General features: G+C 67.9%; 18 protein-coding genes and 1 pseudogene. 11 read left to right on the forward strand and 8 right to left on the reverse strand.

Translation table 11 applies throughout. From position 1 onward, the window contains the following. Nucleotides 1-2 precede the first annotated feature (2 nt). Nucleotides 3-734, reverse strand: coding sequence for a hypothetical protein (locus tag ACSION_RS16810; RefSeq protein WP_435306933.1), 732 nt, complete (start codon nucleotides 732-734; stop codon nucleotides 3-5). Nucleotides 735-934: 200 nt separating this feature from the next. Here ACSION_RS16810 and ACSION_RS16815 point away from each other — a divergent pair, with 200 nt between their 5' ends. Beyond that, nucleotides 935-1,351 carry a DUF4019 domain-containing protein gene (locus tag ACSION_RS16815; protein ID WP_435306934.1) on the forward strand — a complete coding sequence of 139 codons (417 nt, stop codon included), beginning with the start codon at nucleotides 935-937 and terminating at the stop codon, nucleotides 1,349-1,351. Nucleotides 1,352-1,355: 4 nt separating this feature from the next. Here ACSION_RS16815 and ACSION_RS16820 read toward each other — a convergent pair whose 3' ends face one another. From ACSION_RS16820 to ACSION_RS16830, 3 genes are all read right to left on the reverse strand, one after another. Next, entirely contained in the window at nucleotides 1,356-1,916 is a 561-nt protein-coding gene (locus ACSION_RS16820) for an NUDIX hydrolase (RefSeq protein ID WP_435306935.1), read from the reverse strand. 30 nt (nucleotides 1,917-1,946) lie between these two features. Then, nucleotides 1,947-2,801 (reverse strand): 5'-3' exonuclease, encoded by an 855-nt coding sequence (locus ACSION_RS16825; RefSeq protein ID WP_435306987.1) that lies wholly within the window; start codon nucleotides 2,799-2,801, stop codon nucleotides 1,947-1,949. Between the two features lie 67 nt (nucleotides 2,802-2,868). After that, nucleotides 2,869-3,444, reverse strand: coding sequence for a nitroreductase family protein (locus ACSION_RS16830; protein ID WP_435306936.1), 576 nt, complete (start codon nucleotides 3,442-3,444; stop codon nucleotides 2,869-2,871). Nucleotides 3,445-3,597: 153 nt separating this feature from the next. On the opposite strand from ACSION_RS16830, the gene ACSION_RS16835 reads away from it, so the two are divergent. After that, nucleotides 3,598-5,901, forward strand: coding sequence for a DUF1631 domain-containing protein (locus tag ACSION_RS16835; RefSeq protein WP_435306937.1), 2,304 nt, complete (start codon nucleotides 3,598-3,600; stop codon nucleotides 5,899-5,901). A 64-nt stretch (nucleotides 5,902-5,965) separates the two neighbouring features. Next, entirely contained in the window at nucleotides 5,966-7,072 is a 1,107-nt protein-coding gene (locus ACSION_RS16840) for an NAD(P) transhydrogenase subunit alpha (protein WP_435306938.1), read from the forward strand. Nucleotides 7,073-7,090: 18 nt separating this feature from the next. Here the strand turns inward: ACSION_RS16840 and ACSION_RS16845 are convergent, their stop codons facing one another. Genes ACSION_RS16845 through ACSION_RS16855 form a run of 3 tightly spaced genes read right to left on the reverse strand, consistent with a single transcriptional unit; the run spans nucleotide 7,091 to nucleotide 8,490 of the window. After that, nucleotides 7,091-7,534 carry a DUF3106 domain-containing protein gene (locus ACSION_RS16845; RefSeq protein WP_435306939.1) on the reverse strand — a complete coding sequence of 148 codons (444 nt, stop codon included), beginning with the start codon at nucleotides 7,532-7,534 and terminating at the stop codon, nucleotides 7,091-7,093. A 3-nt stretch (nucleotides 7,535-7,537) separates the two neighbouring features. Beyond that, the gene (locus ACSION_RS16850) at nucleotides 7,538-7,924 is read right to left on the reverse strand and encodes a hypothetical protein (protein WP_435306940.1); all 387 of its coding nucleotides are present in this window, start codon (nucleotides 7,922-7,924) and stop codon (nucleotides 7,538-7,540) included. Next, nucleotides 7,921-8,490 (reverse strand): RNA polymerase sigma factor, encoded by a 570-nt coding sequence (locus ACSION_RS16855; protein WP_435306941.1) that lies wholly within the window; start codon nucleotides 8,488-8,490, stop codon nucleotides 7,921-7,923. Before ACSION_RS16855 ends, ACSION_RS16850 begins: the two co-directional genes overlap by 4 nt. A 248-nt stretch (nucleotides 8,491-8,738) precedes the next feature. On the opposite strand from ACSION_RS16855, the gene ACSION_RS16860 reads away from it, so the two are divergent. The 3 genes and pseudogenes from ACSION_RS16860 to ACSION_RS16870 form a co-directional block, all read left to right on the forward strand. Next, the gene (locus ACSION_RS16860) at nucleotides 8,739-9,035 is read left to right on the forward strand and encodes an NAD(P) transhydrogenase subunit alpha (RefSeq protein ID WP_056879767.1); all 297 of its coding nucleotides are present in this window, start codon (nucleotides 8,739-8,741) and stop codon (nucleotides 9,033-9,035) included. Between the two features lie 17 nt (nucleotides 9,036-9,052). Continuing rightward, nucleotides 9,053-9,544 carry a hypothetical protein gene (locus ACSION_RS16865; RefSeq protein WP_435306942.1) on the forward strand — a complete coding sequence of 164 codons (492 nt, stop codon included), beginning with the start codon at nucleotides 9,053-9,055 and terminating at the stop codon, nucleotides 9,542-9,544. Between the two features lie 11 nt (nucleotides 9,545-9,555). Continuing rightward, nucleotides 9,556-10,929 (forward strand): annotated as a pseudogene (locus ACSION_RS16870) (NAD(P)(+) transhydrogenase (Re/Si-specific) subunit beta); the annotation flags it as partial. A 17-nt stretch (nucleotides 10,930-10,946) separates the two neighbouring features. Here the strand turns inward: ACSION_RS16870 and ACSION_RS16875 are convergent. Next, on the reverse strand, nucleotides 10,947-11,360 hold the full coding sequence (locus ACSION_RS16875) for a hypothetical protein (protein WP_435306943.1): 414 nt from the start codon (nucleotides 11,358-11,360) through the stop codon (nucleotides 10,947-10,949). A 109-nt stretch (nucleotides 11,361-11,469) separates the two neighbouring features. Here ACSION_RS16875 and sufT point away from each other — a divergent pair, with 109 nt between their 5' ends. From sufT to ACSION_RS16900, 5 genes are all read left to right on the forward strand, one after another. Further along, a complete protein-coding gene (gene sufT, locus ACSION_RS16880; RefSeq protein ID WP_093487446.1) occupies nucleotides 11,470-12,021 on the forward strand; it encodes a putative Fe-S cluster assembly protein SufT in 552 nt (183 codons plus the stop codon). A gap of 51 nt (nucleotides 12,022-12,072) precedes the next feature. Further along, nucleotides 12,073-13,170, forward strand: a complete 1,098-nt coding sequence (locus ACSION_RS16885; protein ID WP_435306988.1) for a branched-chain amino acid aminotransferase — start codon at nucleotides 12,073-12,075, stop codon at nucleotides 13,168-13,170. A gap of 382 nt (nucleotides 13,171-13,552) precedes the next feature. Further along, nucleotides 13,553-15,343: a S8 family peptidase gene (locus ACSION_RS16890; RefSeq protein WP_435306944.1), complete on the forward strand. Its 1,791-nt coding sequence runs from the start codon at nucleotides 13,553-13,555 to the stop codon at nucleotides 15,341-15,343. Nucleotides 15,344-15,933: 590 nt separating this feature from the next. Next, the gene (locus tag ACSION_RS16895; RefSeq protein WP_435306945.1) at nucleotides 15,934-16,497 is read left to right on the forward strand and encodes a hypothetical protein; all 564 of its coding nucleotides are present in this window, start codon (nucleotides 15,934-15,936) and stop codon (nucleotides 16,495-16,497) included. A 57-nt stretch (nucleotides 16,498-16,554) separates the two neighbouring features. Further along, on the forward strand, nucleotides 16,555-16,845 hold the full coding sequence (locus ACSION_RS16900; RefSeq protein ID WP_435306946.1) for a hypothetical protein: 291 nt from the start codon (nucleotides 16,555-16,557) through the stop codon (nucleotides 16,843-16,845). The last annotated feature ends 204 nt before the right edge of the window (nucleotides 16,846-17,049 follow it).

Raw genomic sequence — 17,049 nt, forward strand, 5'->3', positions numbered from 1 at the left:
ACTTACGGCGACGCGCGCTGCGGGCTGGCGACGTCGACCTTCATGCGCCGATACGCGCGCTGCAGCCGCACGCTGCCGCCGGGCAGGCGGTCGCCCTCGACGGTGATGTCGATGCGAAGCGCGCCGGAGGCCGCGTCGGGAAGGGTGTAGCGATACGTCGCGCGACGCCCGTCAGGAACCTCGAGTTGCAGCGCCAATTGGCCGCTTTCATCGCGCAGCGTGGCGCGTGTGCCGTCGGCGAGATCCAGCGTGCCCGACAGGGGTATCACCAGCACGTCGCGACCATCCGAGGTGCCGAATACCACCGATTCGCGCATCCGTTGCAGCACCAGCACCGCATCGTCGGGCGCGGCGAACGCGCCCTGCGTCGGCAGCAGGCCCTTCAGGCTAGGACGACCGCCAGCCGGCCGGTTGCCGCCTGGTGGCGGTCCCATCGGGCCGCCGCCCCCCGGCGGTGGACCCATCGATCCATCCCCGCTGTTGCCGGGCGGAGGCCCTCCCGCACCTCCCGGCCCGCCGCCAGATCCGCCGCCAGGTCCGCCGCCGCGACCGGGACGGGCGCCGTGCTCGGGGCGCGCACCCGCGGGCATGGCGCGCTCGGCCTCCTGCAGGAGCTGCGTATTCGTCTCCACATCGGGCTGCCATTCGCCCGAGGGGTCGTGCGAGGACGCCTGGGCCAGTACGGAAGGGGAGGTGGCCAGCAGGGCGGCGAGGAGGCAGTAGGTCAGGCGCACGTCATCGGCTCGTGGGGGATGAGCGCGGAACGCCTGTCAGCGGCGTGGGATGACGTTCGATCCCGACGTGTTGGCGGGCATTCAGTCGTTGGAGCGGGCGCGTGTCCGGTAGCCGAGCGCGGACGCGAACCTCCCGCATGTGTGCCGATACCTTTCTGCAAAAGACGGCGACACGGATCAGCCGCTCCCGGAGAAAAGCCATGACGATCGCGCAAGCCGCGCCGGTGCACGAAACCCGGATCGGGCTGGAGGATGTCGATATCCCGCGCCTGGGCATGTCGGCCATGCGCTTCATCAAGGCGATCGAGCGCGGCCAGCACGAGGTCCTGTGGGAAGCGGCCTCGGACACCATCCGTCGTGCAATGGGCCGTGAAGCCTTCATCGCCCTACTCGCGCAACGCCACGGTGCGCTCGGTCCCGGCATGGATCGACGCTGGGCGGCGGTGCGGGTCGACCAGCCGGACCAGCGTCCGCACTGGCAGCCGGGCACGTATGCGGTGCTGGAGTTCTCCGTCGCGTTCGGCACAGCCGCCGCGCCGCATCGCGAAACGGTGACCCTGCGACGAGAAGACGAGGGCGTCTGGCGCCTGGCCGGCTACGCGGTCAGGGCATCCTGATCCGCTACTGCCGCGGCGTGCCGTCGAGCGTGTGGTCGATCATCCACAGGCCCGCCCACAGCTTCGCATCCAGTTCGTAGCCTTCGGCCATCTTCTGCGCCAGCCACGCGGCGGCACGCGCGCGCGGGATGGCGTGCACGGTGATGTCCTCATCGCCATCGCCGCCGCCTTCGCCGACCTTGCGCAGTCCTGTCGCGCGGACGAAGGCAATCTTCTCGCTGCTGCTGCCCGACGAGGTGGGGCCGATCATCAGCACCTCGGCATGCGACGCGGTCCAGCCGGTTTCCTCTTCGAGTTCCCGGATCGCGGAAACCTCGATGGATTCGTCGGCATGGATGTCGCCGACCAGGCCGGCCGGCATTTCGATGGTCAGCGCCTGCAACGGCACGCGGAACTGCTCGACGAACAACACTTCGTCTTCGGGTGTGACCGCGATGATGATGGCCGCCAGCCCGCCGGCATGCGCGCGCTCCACGTATTCCCAGGTGCCGCGGACCATCATCCGCTGGTACTTGCCTTCCCACACCGCCTGCGGCGGCGCCTTGCGCTTGTCGTGTTCGTCCATGGCCCGATGCTAGCCGCTGGCGATGACGATTTACAGGCGGGCGTAGCCGCCATCCTCCAGCCCGGCGGCCACGCGCAGCCGGCGCCGTGTCATCGGGCCGAAGCGCAGGGCGTCTGACAGCCCGGCGAGCATGTCGCCGTCGGCCTGTCCGCGTGCGTGACCGGTGGCGATGTCACCGAGTGGGGCATCCAGCGCGATGGTGGTGAGCTGGCGCCACAGCAGTGCGTGCTCCCGCTGCTCGCGCAAACGCGTCGCCATGGTCGCGGCGCCGCGCAGGCGCAGGAACGCCACTTCGTCCACGCGCGCCAGCAGCGTGTCGAGATCGCCGAAGTGCGCGAGCAGGATGGCGGCCGACTTCGCGCCAATGCCACTGACGCCCGGAATGTTGTCCACCGCATCGCCGGTGAGCGCGAGGTAGTCGGCGATCTGCCGTGCCTCCACGCCATGGCGCGCCTTCACGCCGGCCATGCCCCAGCGCTGGCCGCGCGCGAAGTCCCATTGCTCGTCGTGTTCGGCCAGCAACTGGGAGAGGTCCTTGTCGGCCGACACGATGACGCCGCGGAAGTCCTGCGGCCGCGCAGCATGCAGCGCGCTGCCGATCAGGTCGTCGGCTTCGTATTCGCCATGCGACAGCACGCTCAGGCCGAGCGCGGCGCAGAGTGCCTTGCAGTGGGTGAACTGCCGGCGCAGTTCTTCCGGCGCGGGGTCGCGGTTGGCCTTGTAGGCCGGATACAGCCGGTTGCGGAAGCAGCTGTCCAGCGCCTCGTCGAAGGCGATCGCGATGTGTGCGGGGCGCTCCTTCTCCAGCACCTCCAGCAGGAACCGCGCGAAGCCGTGCGCCGCGTTGGTGGGCCAGCCATCGGCGTCCTGGAATTCGTCCGGCATCGAATGCCAGGCGCGGAAGATGTAGAGACTGGCGTCGACCAGGTAGAGGGCGCGCACGCCGTCGGCCTCAGGGTGCCCAGTCGGTCAGCAGCGCGGCCGGATCGGGGCGATCGCGCTCGGGCGCTTCCATCTGCGGTGTGCCGACGTGGATGAAACCGGCGACGCGCTCGTTCGGCGCGAGGCCCAGCGTCGCGGCGACGGCTTCGTCGTAAGCCATCCATCCGGTCAACCACTGCGCGCCGAAGCCCAGCGCCTGTGCGGCCTGCAGCAGCGCGAAGCACACGCTGCCGGCGGTCAGCAACTGCTCCTGTTCGGGAACCTTGTGGCCGGCCGTGAGGCGGGCGACCACGGTGATGATGGTCGGCGCATGCGAGAAGCGCGCGCGATCCTTCTCCACCACTGCAGGGGCGGCATCGGGGTCGAGATGCAAGGTGCGTGCCGCAAGGCGTTCGCCCAGCGCATGGCGGGCGTCGCCCTCGATGCGGATGAAGCGGAACGGCACCAGCTTGCCGTGGTCCGGCACGCGGACCGCGGACGCGAGCATACGAAGGAGGGTGGCGTCGTCGGGGCCGGGTTCGCCGAGTTGCTTGGAGGGCACCGAACGGCGGGCGTCGAGGAACTGCAGGGGGGAGGGAAGCGACATGCGTCAAGTTTAGCGTGTCACATCTTGTTGCATGGCACTAAAATGCCGAGGCCATCACGGTTGCCCGTCCCGCGGATTTCCTACGATGGCGTTGCGGATTCCGGTCCGCCTCCCCCGAACTCCTTTCGCCTGCCAAGGCGGGGAACCTTGTGCATGTCGAACGTCCTCAATATCGCCGATCGTCCCGGCCGGGAAACGCGCATGCTTGACCAAGCGCGCGACGCGGCCATTCCGCCGTTGGTGGACGCCTTCGCGGTGGCACTCGGCCGTTTCGACGATGCGCTGTTCGACCGTGCCGAGCGTGCGGGTCCGTCGCAGATGGCGTTCCTGGATGCCATGCGCGAGCTGCGTCGCCGGCGCGAAGACATCATCGTGCGCTTCCGTGCCCACCTGCAGTTCGCCTGGAAGGCATTGCAGGAAGGTCGCCCGCTGTCGATGGAAAGCGCCTTCGCGCACTCTCCCGACGACGCCCTCACCCTGGTGACCGACCAGGAGCTGGAATCCCGCCTGGCCGTGCGCAACCTGGCCAGCGTGATCCTGCGCGACTGCAAGCCGGTGCTGACGCGCCTGGACCGCCGCCTCGGCTGGCTGGCCGGGCAGGCGGCGCTGGAAGCCGAATACAACCCCGTGGGCGCCGAACACATCGGCGTCGCGGTGCACCAGGGCTTCGCGGCCTGCGACCTGGCGCCTGAAGTGCGGCTGGTCGTCATCAAGTTGTGCGAACGCGACCTGGTACCGGCGATCGCCCGCATCTACGCCGCGCTGGACCAGCGCCTCGCCCAGCTCGGCGTGGCGCCGGACGTGCAGGAGCCGATGCGTCGGGCGCCGAAGTCGGAAGCCGCCCAGGACATCGAGGACCTGATGTCCGGCGACGAGCCCGGCGCACCCGCCTGGGCAGCCCGTTTCCTCAACCGCATGGCCGGCATGAACCGCGGCCTGCAGGCGTCCCATGCGGCGCCCGCATCACCGGCCGGCTTCGGCGACGTGCCGCCGGGCTACTCCGCGGCGCCCGGTACCCAGGGCGTCCTGCTGGAAGCCCTGCATCACCTGTTGCAGGAATCGCGCCGGGGCCGGGACGTGCCGCAGGAACAGCCACGATCCTCCCATCCGCAGCGCGATCTGTCCCAGCGCGAGATGCTGTCCGTGCTGTCGCTGCTGCAGGCCACGCCGAGCGCCACGCTGCGCGCCGCCATCGGCGACACCGGCGAGTCGCTGTCGCAGCGGCTGAAGAACGAAGTGCTCAGCAGCGCCATGCAGCTGGGCGTGGATCCGTCCACCGCGCGCCTGGCGCCGGTCGACGAGGACGCCATCGACCTGGTCGGCATGCTGTTCGACGTGATGCTGGACGAACGCGACCTGGACGGCCGTCCGCGCGAACTGATCGGGCGCCTCGTCGTTCCGTTCGTCAAGGTCGCCCTGCTGGACCGCCGGATGTTCGTCCAGAAGACGCATCCTGCGCGCCGCCTGCTCAACGTGCTGGCCGAGGCCTGCGAGGGCAACAACGGCGAGAGCGCCGCCGAGCGCACGCTGCTGACCAAGGTCGAAGAGGTCGTCGATCGCCTCACCGCCGAGTTCAACGAGAACCTGGCGATCTTCCTGACCCTGGAAGAAGAATTCCGCTCGTTCCTCGAACAGCACCGCCGCCGCATCGAGATTGCCGAGCGCCGGGCCGCCGAGATCCAGCGCGGCCAGGAACGCCTGGAAGCCGCGCGCGCGCGGATGAACACCGAGCTGGACGAGCGGCTGTCCGAGCGCACCGTGCCGCAGGCCATCGAGGATTTCCTGCGTCAGCCCTGGGCCCACCACGTCACCATGACCGTGCTGCGCGAGGGCGAGGAAGGCGACGGCCTGCGTGAATCGCTGGCGCTCGCCGACGGCGTGCTGGAAGAACTCACCGAAGCCCAGCGCCATGTCATCGGCAAGCCGTGGCTGCAGGCGTGGCGTCCGGCGTTGGTGAAAGTGTTTTCCAGCGTCGGCATGAACCTCGATGCCGCCGCCGGTGCGGTCGATGCGCTGCACGACACGCTGCAGGCCGTGGCCGCGGCACGCCCGGATCTCGAGCGTGCGTTGCCGGAATTGCCGCAGGTGGTGCTGCCCAAGCCCGCCGTGGAAGAAGACACCACGCCGATCCAGTTGGTGGCCGGCGCGGACACGCTCGACTTCGACCACAGCGACGCCGACCACTTCCGCAATCTCGCCATCGGCACCTGGCTGGACTTCATCGACAAGGACAACAAGGTGCAGCCGGGCAAGCTGTCGTGGGTCAGCCCGATCTCCTCGCGCCTGCTGTTCGTCAATCGCCGCGGCGTGCGCTTCTGCGTCGCCTCGCCGGAAGAACTGGCCGCGATGGTCCGCCTGGGCCGCCTGCGCACGCACCAGAGCGAGGATGCGTTCGACAGCGCCATGCAGGGCGTGATCGAACGCCTCGAGCCGGTCCCGCCGACCCCGCTGACCTGAGCCTGCGCGGCTCTGCCGCGCTCTGCTAGCATCGTCGTACGGTTGGCCTAACGACGAGGGGCGCATGGCGGTCGAAGTGCAGGTACTGAAGGAGTCCGCGGCCGGTGAGCGCCGCGTGGCCGCCACGCCGGAAACAGTGAAGAAGCTGATCGCCGCCGGCGCGCAGGTCGTCGTCGAGCGCGGCGCAGGTGCCGGTGCCGGTTTCATCGACCAGGCTTACACGGACGTCGGCGCCACCCTGGACGGTGGCGAGGGCCGGGCGCACGCCGACGTGCTGCTCTGCGTGCAGGCGCCGCCTGCCGATGCGATTGCCGCGTTCAAGCCGGGCGCCAGCCTGGTCGGCGTGCTCCAGCCCACCGCCGATCCCGCGCGCGCCGAGGCGCTGCAGGCACGCGGCCTGCAGAATTTCCCGCTCGAACGGCTGCCGCGCACCACGCGCGCGCAGGCGATGGACGTGCTCAGTTCGCAGGCCGGCATGGCGGGTTACAAGGCCGTGCTGATCGCCGCGCAACTGGCGCCGCGCTTCTTCCCGATGCTTACCACCGCCGCCGGCACGATCCGTCCGTCGAAAGTGCTGATCGTCGGTGCCGGCGTGGCCGGCCTGCAGGCCATCGCGACGGCCAAGCGCCTGGGCGCGCAGGTGGAAGGCTTCGACGTGCGTCCGGAGACGCGCGAGCAGATCGAATCGCTCGGCGGCAAGTTCCTCGACCTGGGCGTGAGCGCGGCGGGCGAGGGCGGTTATGCGCGCCAGCTCACCGAAGAAGAACGCGCGCTGCAGCAGCAACGCCTGGCCGATCACCTCAAGGGCATCGACGTGGTCGTCTGCACGGCCGCGGTGCCGGGGCGTCCGGCGCCGAAGATCATCACCGCCGCGATGGTCGCGGGCATGAAGCCCGGCAGCGTCATCGTGGACCTGGCCGCGGAAACCGGCGGCAACTGCGAACTCACCCGGCCGGGCGATACCTACGACCAGCAGGGCGTGACGGTGGCCGGGCCGCTGAATCTCGCCAGCCTCGGCGCGGTGCACGCCAGCGAGATGTATGCGCGCAACGTGCTGAACTTCGTGTCCTTGTTCATCAAGGACGGCGCGCTGCAGTTCGACTGGGACGACGAACTACTGGCGAAGACCGTGTGGCCAGAACGGCCCGGCGCCCCCGCACAGGCAGCCTGACGCAACAGGAAAACGCGATCAGCGCTCCTCGCGCTGCGGCCGGCGCCGCGGCGCGTTGTCTTTCATCCAGGCGTCGCGTTGTTCGGGCGTCATCTTCTTCCACTCGTCGCGGAGCGCGGTGCGCTGTTCCGGCGTGAGCTCTTTCATCCGGCCATAGAGCGCGCGGGCCTGGCGGCGCTGTTCGGGATTCATCCCTTCGAAGCGCTTCATGCCGTGCCGCGCCTGTGCACGCTGCTCGGGCGACATGGACTGCCAGCGCTGTGCGCGCTCCAGCATGCGGGGGCGTTCTTCCGGTTCGCGGTTCCAGCGGTCGCGCAGTGGCGCGATCAACGCTTCGCGCTGCTGCGGGGTCAGCTGCTCCCACGTGGGCAGGGGCGCAGGCGGCGCGGACTGCGCGAAGGCCTGGGCGGACGCAAAGACCAGCAGGCCGAGGGCGAGCAGGCGTGAGGTACGGGATGTCATGGGTCACTCCATCGCAAGAGGCTGCGCATCGGCCGACGCCAGCCACAGGTACAGGTCGGGGTCTTCTTCCAGCGTGCCGGTCGTGGCCTCGTCCAGCGACGCCTCGCCGTCGGTCACGGCCACGGGCGTCGCCGCGCCGGGCGCCGGTGCCGTCGATGTGCGCGGCAGGAATTGCAATCCGACGCCCACCGCGAGCACCGCGCTGAACGCCGTCGCGGTCAGCCAGCGCCACGAGCGCGCCCCCCCGGCGGGTGCCGCGCGCTGCGCTTCGTGGCGCGCCGTGCGCAGGCGCATCAGGGTCTGCGGGGACACCTGCGCCAGCGATGCGCGATGCAGGCCGCGGGCCTGCGCATCGAAGCCGGTGTCGTCGTGGGGATGGACGGGGTTCATCGGAATTCCTCCAGTTGCTTCTGCAGGGCATCGCGCGCGCGGGACAGGTGCGTCTTCACCGATCCCTCCGAGCAGCCCATGACGCGAGCGGTGTCCGCCACGTCCAGTTCTTCCAGCACGCGCAGCGTGAACGCTTCGCGCTGGCGTGCCGGCAATGCGCGCAAGGCCTGCACGAGGCGCGCGTAAGCCTCGCGCTGGTCATGCGCCTGCGACGGACCCACGCCCGTGTCGGGCGCCCAGTCCACCGGGCTTTCCTCGCCGCGGTCGCCCGTGGGCAGCAGCCAGCGCAGGCGGAAACCGGCGCGGCGCTGCACGTCGACGATCCGCCGGCGCAGGATGCTCCAGAACAACGGGGTCCATTCGTCGGCGGGCCGGTCGCGGTACACCAGCATCTTCATCATCGCGTCCTGCACCACGTCCAGCGCATCGTCGCGATGGCGCAGCCCGGCCTCGGCGAAACGGAATGCGCGCGGCCCGATGTCGGCCAGGAACAGCTCCAGCGTCGCCGCAGGCGCGGGCGAGGCGGTCGTGTCCGGCAACGGGTTGGGGGTGGCGCTCACCAACATAGCTTAGCGACCGGCGCCGTGAATCAGCCGCGACGTGCCGGTCGGACGGCGTGGACAGCCGGCGAGGACGGTTCGGACGGGCACGGCATGGACGGATCTCCCTGAGGGTCGCCGAGGGAAACGCGCCACGTGGCGTGCGGTTGACAGCCCGCCGCCGGGGTCCCTGCGGGTTCAGGTACGGTTATGATGCGGAACACGCCCCGCCACGCGGCGGCGGCGCAGACAACGTGGACAGGATGGGGGAGCGGATGAGCGACGGGTTCGTGGCGCTGTACATCTTCATGCTGGCGGCCATCGCCGGGCACGTGATCATTTCGCGGGTGCCGGTGATCCTGCACACGCCGCTGATGTCCGGCTCCAACTTCATTCACGGCATCGTGCTGATCGGCGCGATGGTCGTGCTGGGCCACGCCGATACCACGCTGGAAAAGGCCATCGGCTTCATCGCCGTCCTGCTGGGCGCGGGCAACGCGGCCGGCGGCTACGTGGTCACCGAGCGCATGCTGGACATGTTCAAGAGCAGCAAGCCCGCGGGTGGCAAGTGAGCCACGGCGCAACGGCCATGCCGGCACGCGGGCGCGCCACGGCGCGCGACATCTTCCAGTGGTTGAGCTACCTGCAGTACCCCGCGTTGCTGGTGGCGCTGGGGTACGGGGCCAGATCGGGCTGGACGCTCGCGACCGCGGGCGACGGCGGCTGGGCGACGGTCTACGACGACTGGAACTACGTGCTGCTCTACGCCGGCATCGGCATCGGCCTGTCTTCGCTGCAGGACCCCACCAAGACGCAGAACGAAGTGTCGAAACGCGTCTGGCAGGACCCGCGCAAGGGCCGCTGGCTGCTGCTGCTGATCTCCTTCTATACCTTGGGCGCGATGGTGGCCGGGCTGGTCGGCGCCTATCTCGCCGATACCACGGTGGTGAACCAGTTGTCGCTCGGCCTGGTGGCCTTCGGCCTGGGCATGGTCGGCCTGCTCAAGACCGCCATCGAAATGCGTGAACACCATCGGTTGGACAAGCAACCCGCGTCGTCGTCTGAAGGGAGCCGTGCATGAGTGCGTTGACGCTGGTGAAGCTGAGTTACTTCGTGGCCGCCACCCTGTTCCTGCTTGGCCTGCAGCGCATGGCCAGTCCCAAGACCGCGCGCAGCGGCATCCAGTGGGCCGGCGTGGGCATGCTGATCGCCACGATCGCCACGTTCTTCCTCCCGGGGCTGCACAACATCGGCCTGATGATCGCGGCCATCGTGATCGGTGTCGGCCTGAACTGGATCTGGGGCAAGAAGGTCGCCATCACCGACATGCCGCAGATGGTCGCGCTGTTCAACGGCATGGGCGGCGGTTCGGCCGCGGCGATCGGTGCGGTGGAACTGGTGCGCTACTCCGCCGGTGAACCGGCGCCGTCCACGTTCACGCTGTCGCTGGCCGTCATCGGCGCGCTGATCGGCGCGGTCTCGCTGACCGGCTCGGTGATCGCCTGGGCCAAGCTCGACGGGCGCATGGACAAGCGCTACACCTTCCCGGGCCAGCAGTGGTTCAACGCGCTGGTGGCGCTGGCCGCCATCGCCAGCGGCGTGATGGCGCTGACCACCCTGGCGATGCCGTGGATCATCGCGTTCTTCGTGCTGTCGCTGGCGCTCGGCGTGCTGATGACGCTGCCCATCGGCGGCGCCGACATGCCGGTGGTGATTTCGCTCTACAACGCCTTCACCGGCCTGGCGGTCGCCTTCGAAGGCTACGTGCTCGGCAACGAAGCGCTCATCATCGCCGGCACCATGGTCGGCGCGGCCGGCATGCTGCTGACGCGGCTGATGGCCAAGGCGATGAACCGCAAGATCACCAACGTGCTGTTCTCCAACTTCGGTGGCGGCAGTGCGGCGATGCAGGAAATCGGCGGGTCGATGAAGCCCATCGAGGCCGCCGACGTCGCCGCGATGATGGCCTACGCCGAACGCGTGGTGATCGTGCCCGGCTACGGCCTGGCGGTGGCGCAGGCGCAGCACAAGATCTGGGAACTCAGCCAGAAGCTGATCGATCGCGGGGTGAAGGTGAAGTTCGCCATCCACCCGGTCGCCGGCCGTATGCCCGGCCACATGAACGTGCTGCTCGCCGAAGCCGGCGTGCCCTACGACCTGATCGCCGACATGGACGACATCAACCCCGAGTTCGCCAACACCGACGTCTCGCTGGTGATCGGCGCGAACGACGTGGTGAACCCGGTGGCGAAGACCGACCCGGCCAGCCCGATCTACGGCATGCCCATCCTCGACGTGGTGAACTCGAAGAACACCATCGTCATCAAGCGCGGCAAGGGCACCGGTTTCGCCGGCATCGAGAACGCGCTGTTCTACGCCGACAACACCCGCATGCTGTATGGCGACGGCAGCGAGATGGCCAATGCGCTGGTCAGCGAACTGAAGGCGCTCGACGGCGGGCACTGAGCCCGCCGCTCACCTCGTCAGCGCGACCACCAGGCTGCCAGCACCGGCGCGGCGGCCACCGTGATCCAGTCCAGCGGCGTCATCGCCAGGGTCAGCAGCGTCCACCCATGGTGCAGGCCCAGCTTCAGCGCCGAATCCCACGGCGTCAGGCCCATCGCGAAGCCCAGTTGCGTCGCCACGATGCCCCAGAGGGACACCCCGCAGATCACCGCCGTCGCGACCAGCGCCAGCACGGCGCGCGGCGTGCCCGCGGGCATGCCGGCCAGGCGCAGCACCACGATCACGTCCAGGGCCGCCACCAGCGCCATCCAGCCCGCCTGCCGCTGCAGGTAGAGGGCGGCCGTCACCCAGATCAGGACCAGGCAGGCGCCGCCGAGCAGCAACATCACGGGAACCAGCCAATGGAAGGGGCGACGTGCAGCGGGGGACATGGGGACTCCGGCAGGGGCCGCCAAGGATAAGGCCTCGGCCCTGTCCCGGGGGGTGGGGCTACAATAGGTCGCCTTGCAGCGCCCCACGCGCGCCCCCATCTGATCCGGCATGTATTCCCGCAGCAGCGAACCCGTCCAATTCTCCCGCGACTGTGCGGCCGTCCTCGTCCCCCAGGGTGAGCTCGTGACCCTGCCGGCCGGCAGTTACGGCTACATCACCCAGGCGCTGGGTGGCAGCTACACCGTGTTCGTGGAAGGCAATCTCTTCCGCATCGCCGGCAAGGACGGCGACGCCATCGGCAAGGAGCCGACCGAACCGCTGTCGCTGCCCGACAACGCCAGCGACGAAGAAGTCGAAGCCCTGGTGTGGAACCAGCTGCGCACCTGCTTCGATCCGGAAATCCCCTTCAACATCGTCGACCTCGGCCTGGTCTACGAAGCCAACCTCAGCACCCGCGACGACGGCCAGCGCGGCGTCGAAGTGAAGATGACGCTGACCGCGCCCGGCTGCGGCATGGGCGAGATTCTGGTCGACGACGTGCGCAGCAAGCTGGAGATGATCCCCACCGTCGCCGAAGCCGACGTCGAGCTGGTGTTCGATCCGCCGTGGGGCCGCCACATGATGTCCGAAGCCGCCAAGCTGGAAACCGGCATGCTCTGAGCCGCCGGCTCACCCGATGCAGAACCCGTCAGGAAGGAAGAGATGAACGTGATGAACGCCGCCCCGTTGACCTACCGCGTGAACCGCTCCGACAAGGCCCGCACCCCGGCCGAGCGCGACGCCATCCTCGCCAGCCCCGGATTCGGCCTTCACTTCACCGACCACATGGTCGCCATCACCTGGGACAAGGCGCAGGGCTGGCACAGCGCCGAAGTGCGCGCCTACGGTCCGCTGTCGCTCGACCCGGCCGCCTCGGTGCTGCATTACGGCCAGGAGATCTTCGAAGGCATCAAGGCCTACCGCCATGCCGACGGCTCCATCTGGACCTTCCGTCCCGACGCCAATGGCGCGCGCCTGCAGCGCTCGGCCGCACGCCTCGCGCTGCCGCAGCTGCCGGTGAACGAATTCGTCGAATCGCTGCGCCAGCTGGTCGCCATCGATGGCGACTGGGTGCCGTCGGCGCCGGAAACCAGCCTGTACTTCCGTCCCTTCATGATCGCCACCGAAGCCTTCCTCGGCGTGCGCGCCGCGCACCAGGCCGGCTACTACGTCATCGCCAGCCCCGCCGGCGCGTACTTCGCCAAGGGCGTGGCGCCGGTGTCGATCTGGCTCTCGGAAGACTATGCCCGCGCCGCCAAGGGCGGCACCGGTGCCGCCAAGTGCGGCGGCAACTACGCCGCCTCGCTGCTGCCGCAGCAGGAAGCGCAGGCGCAGGGCTGCTCGCAGGTGCTGTTCCTCGATCCGGTGGAAGGCAAGTACCTGGAAGAGCTGGGCGGCATGAACGTGTTCCTCGTCTACAAGGACGGCCACATCGTCACCCCGGAACTCTCCGGCAGCATCCTGGAAGGCATCACCCGCGACAGCATCATCCAGATCGCCCGCGATCGCGGCCACGCGGTCGAAGAGCGCAAGGTGTCGATCGACGAGTGGAAGCAGGGCGTCACCTCCGGCGACATCGTCGAAGTCTTCGCCTGTGGCACCGCCGCGGTGATCACGCCGATCGGCCAGCTCAAGGGCAAGGACTTCGCCGTCGGCGACCTCAATGCACCGGCCGGCGAGGTCACGATGGGTATCCGCAAGGAACTCACCGACATCCAGTACGGCCGCTTGCCGGATCGCCACGGTTGGTTGGTGAAGTTGCGCGACTGACCGTCGCCGCATCGCCGCGCAACGAGAGCCCGCCGCATGGCGGGCTTTCTTTTTTTCTTCGCGCAACGTGCATTGCGCGAATAAAAAATTCGCACTCATCACGCGCAACGCACGTAAATGAATCTACGCGACGATGTCCACCGGTGACTTCGGCTTCATGCGTGTATTCCGATGATTACGTTTGTAACGTGATGGCATGAAGTGTGTCTTTCATCGCTGATTCACGTTGTCGTAAACCGCTAGCGTCGTCATGCGCCGTGCATTGCACGGTGCGCACCCGGTCGAACGCAACAGCCCGTCCACCCCCTCCCGTGCCAGCCCCTGCGCCCTCGACCGGGCTCTTGCCGTTTTTCGGCTTTCGACAACTTTGAGGGAGAGTCTGATGTCTGGATTTGCAAAGCGTGGTTCGCGTGTCCGCCTGCTGTGCCTGTCTTCGGCCGTGCTGGCGTCGTTGTACGCATTGCCCGCCATGGCCGGGCGCGTCGACATGAGTGGCCTGCAGGTGGAAGAACCGGGTGGCTACGACCGCTTCATTGTGAAGTACCGCGACGGCAGTACCGAAAGCACCAGCGCGACGCAGTTGCAGCGCTCGCTGACCAAGGCGGCCGGCACCGGTGTCGCCAAGCGCGGCGGTCGCGCGCTGGGCCTGCAGAAGCTGCGTCGGCTCGCCGCCGGCGGCGCCGAGGTCGTGCGCGCCGACCGCAAGCTGGACCGCGTCGAAGCCGAATCGCTGATGCGCCAGCTGGCCGCCGATCCGAACGTGGAATACGTGGAAGTCGACCAGCGCATGTACGCCGTGCTGACGCCGAACGACACCCGCTTCTCCGAGCAATGGGGCTTCGGCACCACCGCGTCGGGCATCAACGTGCAGCCGGCGTGGGACAAGTCCACCGGCGCGGGCGTGGTGGTCGCGGTCATCGACACCGGCATCACCAACCATGCCGACCTCAACGCGAACATCCTGCCGGGCTACGACTTCATCAGCGATACCTTCGTGTCGCGCGACGGCAACGGCCGCGATTCGAACCCGAACGACGAAGGCGACTGGAACCCGGTCGCGGGCGAGTGCTACAGCGGCTCGCCAGTCACCAACTCCAGCTGGCATGGCACCCACGTGGCCGGTACGGTCGCCGCGGTGACCAACAACGCCACCGGCGTGGCCGGTACCGCGTTCGGCGCCAAGGTGGTGCCGGTACGCGTGCTGGGCCGTTGCGGCGGCCTGACCTCCGACATCGCCGACGCGATCACCTGGGCGTCCGGCGGCACCGTCAGCGGCGTGCCCGCCAATGCCAACCCGGCCGAAGTGATCAACATGTCGCTCGGCGGCGGCGGCACCTGCTCGGCCACCTACCAGAACGCGATCAACGGTGCGGTCGGTCGCGGCACCACGGTCGTGGTCGCGGCGGGCAACAGCAACGCCAACGTATCCACCGCGGTGCCGGCGAACTGCCCGAACGTCGTGGCCGTCGCCGCGACCACCTCGGCGGGCTCGCGTGCCAGCTTCTCCAACTACGGCACGGGCATCGACATCTCCGCGCCGGGCCAGAGCATCCTGTCCACGCTGAACTCCGGCACCACCACCGCGGGCAGCGCCAGCTACGCGTCGTACAACGGCACGTCGATGGCGGCGCCGCACGTGGCCGGCGTGGTCGCACTGATGCAGGCAGCCGCACCGTCGCCGCTGACCCCGGCCCAGGTGGAAAGCATCCTGAAGAGCACTGCACGCCCGTTGCCGGGCACGTGCTCCGGCGGCTGCGGCGCGGGCATCGCCAATGCGGACGGCGCGGTCGTGGCCGCACAGGGCGGCACGCCGCCGGGCGGCGGCACGACGACCTACAGCAACGCGACGGACTACTCGATCCCGGACAACAACACCACGGGCATCAGCAGCACCATCGCCGTGTCCGGCCGCACGGGCAACGCGCCCAGCAATGCGCAGGTGGCGGTCAACATCGTGCATACCTACATCGGCGACCTGATCGTGGACCTGATCGCGCCCGATGGTTCGGTGTATGTGCTGCACAACCGCACCGGCGGCAGCGCCGACAACATCAACCAGACCTACACGGTCAACCTGTCGAGCGAAGCGCTCAACGGCAGCTGGCGCTTGCGTGCCCGCGACCGCGCCAGCGTGGACACCGGCTACATCAACAGCTGGAGCATCACCTTCTGAGGATTCCCCTCGAGGGGAGCACAGGGAGGTGCAGGAAGAACCCCGGCCAAGGCCGGGGTTCTTTTTTTACCTTGAAGGCGAGGGTGCCTGGGCCGTCGTCATCCCGTGACGGCCTCCTCTCTCACTAAGGTCCAGCGTCGATGCTTTTTCGGTGTTTCGTCTCTCACTAAGGTCGAGCGTTGGCCCTATTTCGGTGTTTCTTCTCTCACTAAGGCCGAACGTTGACTCTTTCTCGGCGTCTCTTCTCTCACTAAGGTCGAGCGTTGACTCTTTTTCGGTGTTTCTTCTCTCACTAAGATCCAGCGCTGACCCTTTTTCGGTGTTTCTTCTCTCACTAAGATCCAGCGCTGACCCTTTTTCAGTGTTTCTTCTCTCAAGCCCGCCGCAATCTGCTCAACCCAGGTCCCTGTTCGCCGGCCCGCCGACCTGGCCGCGGCTTCGCCGGCGTACACCGGCAGCCGGTACGGGCGACCCAAGGCGACCGGTGGGGAGCCCCGTTCCTCAGGGCTTCCTGTGAATTGACGGTGGGCAGAGGGCGCTATCAGAATCGCGCCACCCCCCACTTAGGGGTCTGATAGGCGTTAGCGCCCATGATGGTTTCGTACATGTTGGCCGCAGTGATTTCCTTCTCTAGCGGTCCGGAGATGACTTCCGACGTTTGTGTTCCACCCGCTTGGCCCGAGCGCTTCGAAATCAACCGGTCGGTTACATTTGCCGACCTGCAGGAGCTCTACTTGCGCGAGGTCCCAGCCGCGCTAATGCCGGAGCAGGCAATCCTGCAGGCAGAGTCAGTTGCACGCGATTCCAGCCATGATGACTGGGCAGCACAAGCTGGCGCAATTGGGGTGGCGCTCTATCAAACGCAGAGCCAGAAGCTCGAGGCGCATTGTGGGCAACGTCTAGACAGCCAGCATGGAGCCGCTGAGCTTATCGAGCGGGCTTACGCAAGAGTTTTAGCCCACACCAATCTTCGGCACGATTCTGCTGCGGCCGCCAAGCTTCTGCCGGACAAGTTCTCCATCAACCTGACGCCCCGGGTCGCGATTGTTGGTCTATCAGTGCGCTGTTCTGAATCGACTCCGGCGCTGGCTTCATTTCTTGCCCGCGCGTCCATCCCTTGCGGACAATCACCAAGATCGCAAGGTGGGCGCTAACAATTCAGTCAAGCCGGCGCCTCTGGGCGGCTCGGCCAGATTCAGGCGCTAAGACTCATGGGCAAGATCGTTCGATTGCCGACGTTCTGGGTTCTGGCCGCAGGGCAGGTTGTGCTCGTTGTGGGTACGGCCGCGGTCTGGTTCTACTTCCGCACGATCGCGTACCTGGCCGGGCCGCCTGACCCCGATACGTATGCCTGGACCTGGGGATTCCAGCTCATGGTCTTCGCCGTCGTCTGGCTGCCGGCCATCCTGCTTTGTGTCGGGATACTGCTCGCTTTCGAGCGCATCGCGCTGGGCCCTTACTATCGGGCTGCGGCCCTCCGAGAGGATCGGCATGATGGCTGACACTACATTCAAGCCGAACCCGCCTCGCGGGTCGGTCTTATTCATGCGTTGGGACCCACGAGAGAGTATGCGAATACTGATGTCAGCCTTGGCGCTCGCCATTTGCCTTGCAGGGTGTCGATTCAAAGACGCGAGTGACTCGTCTCGAGAAGCCGAACTAACGGCTACTCCATCTGCGAGCCATCCGTATGCCGGGTTCTGGAA

The organism is Pseudoxanthomonas sp. LjRoot125, assembly GCF_964252705.1.
In the GTDB taxonomy this organism is placed as follows: Bacteria; Pseudomonadota; Gammaproteobacteria; order Xanthomonadales; family Xanthomonadaceae; genus Pseudoxanthomonas_A.